Annotated in this window: 2 protein-coding genes; one reads left to right on the top strand and one right to left on the bottom strand. The window is 53.6% G+C overall.

Annotated elements, in window-relative coordinates:
• Positions 1 to 551: 551 nt before the first annotated feature.
• A complete protein-coding gene (locus FBQ85_29800; protein ID MDL1879325.1) occupies positions 552 to 1,184 on the bottom strand; it encodes a hypothetical protein in 633 nt (210 codons plus the stop codon).
• 130 nt (positions 1,185 to 1,314) lie between these two features.
• Between FBQ85_29800 and sixA the strand changes: the two genes are divergently transcribed.
• The gene (sixA, locus tag FBQ85_29795) at positions 1,315 to 1,812 is read left to right on the top strand and encodes a phosphohistidine phosphatase SixA (protein ID MDL1879324.1); all 498 of its coding nucleotides are present in this window, start codon (positions 1,315 to 1,317) and stop codon (positions 1,810 to 1,812) included.
• Positions 1,813 to 1,949: the final 137 nt, after the last annotated feature.

Genomic DNA, 1,949 nt, shown 5'->3' with positions numbered 1-1,949 from the left:
GGGATAGCGCTGCGCCAGCGCTTCACCGCGCAACGAAGGGTCAAAGCCGGCGTGGTTGTGCGCTGCTTCTTGCGGCTTGGTAAGAAGATAGACGCTGCCCGCGCCTGCCACAATTCCAAGCAGCACAAGAGCCGCCATCATATGCCATGATTTTTTGGCCGATTCCGCGCGTATGCTGACGCGCGGCACGATCGGGGCGCCGCATGCATCACAAAATTTTGCCCGTTTGATCACATGATGACCGCACGATAAGCATTTCATAAGAATCACACCAAAATCTCGTTGAAGAAAAATTCATGCGCCGCATAGCGCGCTTATGTTAACGCCTCTTGTTCATGCGCTTGCTTGTTTGACGGACTCTGTCAAACTCTGGCTCAGCGAATTCATAAAAACGGATTTTCTAATGTAAATCGTGCAGCAAGCTTAACAAAGTCTCTGTTCAAATGCAAGCGAGGGTCGAAGAAAAGAAGCTCACGGCCGGGGGGTGCCCCAAAATTTCCAGTCAAAAATCTGACAGATAAGCTACTCTTGTGCTGGGCAAGAAAATCGCTTCACGGCACGACTTTCCAGCTCGACGCCGGCAACATCGATTCGAGATACTCGCCGTGTTGTTGGCGCGAGTGGAAGGCATAGATCGCACCGTTCCATACAAACTTGTCGCTGACGAGAACGGCGCGGTTGTTTTCATCCGAGGTGCGATGATAGAAGCGAAGATCGTGATAGCCGCCGGTGGTGGTGGTGTCAATTTCGACGGCGACGGTTAGGATGTCATCGGTAGGCAGCAAATTGCGCAACCCTTGCCGGTTGCGCTGCCAGAGCCAGGCGCCGCAGCCGCCGGTGCCGCACCATTCAATCACATTCGAGATCATCAGCTCTTTGGCGCCGTCGTCATTGATGTCGATTTGCTGGACGTGCCAGAGTTTTTGCGCGTGGCGTATGTCCGCGCCCAGCTTGACCATAGCTTGCAGCACATCCTGCGGAATGGGATCGCCGGCTTTCATCACATCCCACACCGAACCGGCAACGGGACCGTGCGGCAACTCTGGCGTCACGGTCACGGTATCCGCGGGCGCCGGGCTTGTCGCGACCGGTGCGGGAATTTGCGTATGCGAAGTTTGTGTTTTGGAACAGGCAAAATTCCAGAACATGAGGGCAGCGCAGCCAAAGAAGAGAAAGCGCTTCATGATCATGCCAGGTTGCATCTTCGACTTTGAGCAGAATTGACACGAGCGCAAAAACTTGCTATATTGCCCCGGTTTTCGCCGCTCTATTTTTGAATTCATTGCAGGTTTTTCTGGCTCAGAGTGAAAGGAGTTGGTCATGCAAGTTTTCATTATCCGCCACGGCATTGCAGAACTGCGCGAAAATTGGGACAAACCTGATTTCGAACGCCCGTTAACGGGCAAGGGCCGCAAAAAGACCGAAGCCGTTGCTGAAGGCTTGCGCCGTCTGGACATTACGCTCACCCATCTTTACACCAGCCCGTTGACGCGCGCACAGCAGACTGCCGAAATAATACAAAAGAAATTAAAAATCCACAAGCTTCAGCAAACGGATCTTATGCGCGACGACGCCGATCCCGCCGCCCTCTTGCCTTTTCTCAATGAACACGATCCTGACGCCGTCCTGGCGCTGGTCGGACACGAGCCGCACGTGAGCGAGTTGCTCGGCTTTCTCGTAACCGGGGAGAAGCTTTCATTCACGACATTTAAGAAAGCCGGAGTTGCTCTGTTGGAAGGCGAGCTACCCGCGCAAGCCGGCGGATTCCAGTTGTGCTGGCTGGCGGAGCCCAAGCATTTCACAAAAAAATAAGTTGAGGTGTGTCATGGGCAATGAAAACCATTCCTCCGGCAGCTCCTCTGGCAGGAACTTTTTGTGGGTGGTGGTGGCATTGCTGCTGATCGTGATTGTGGTTTACAATCTTTCTTCCGGCCTGTCCGTGAAAAAGA

Source organism: Cytophagia bacterium CHB2 (assembly GCA_030263535.1).
Taxonomy (GTDB): domain Bacteria; phylum Zhuqueibacterota; class Zhuqueibacteria; order Zhuqueibacterales; family Zhuqueibacteraceae; genus Coneutiohabitans.
The sequence above is the reverse complement of the archived record's forward strand: the minus strand, read 5'-3'. Positions and strand labels throughout refer to the sequence as shown.